The sequence below is a fragment of the Mesorhizobium sp. M8A.F.Ca.ET.218.01.1.1 genome (assembly GCF_004791165.1).
Lineage (GTDB): Bacteria > Pseudomonadota > Alphaproteobacteria > Rhizobiales > Rhizobiaceae > Mesorhizobium.
In genome coordinates, this window is record NZ_SRUZ01000144.1 from 1 (window position 1) to 317 (window position 317).

Annotated in this window: 1 protein-coding gene; it reads left to right on the forward strand. The window is 60.3% G+C overall.

Annotated elements, in window-relative coordinates; genetic code table 11:
- Positions 1–317: hypothetical protein (locus tag EN861_RS35735; protein ID WP_189343831.1), on the forward strand; the 317-nt coding region annotated here is incomplete at both ends.

Below are 317 nucleotides of genomic sequence, written 5' to 3' on the forward strand. Positions count from 1 at the left end.
GAGGTTTTGAAATGGAGGACTATCACGTCGGCCGGCTCGTGGCCTGCATCGGCGAAAACTGGCAGTACAACATGCCGGGAGAAGAGCCAGAAGGGATGACGCTGCCCCGCAAAGGCGGGGTCTATAGAATCCGGTCGAGGGTATTCCTGGGATCAGTCCTGTTCCTCCGCTTCGAGGAGATCTGCAATCCGGAACAGCCGAGCCCGACCGGCCCATTTGAACCGGTCTTTGACAACCGCTCCTTTATGCCGCTGGACGACAAGCGGCTCGACATCTTCCGCCAACACTTCGCGCCGATCGTCCGCCGTGTCGACGGG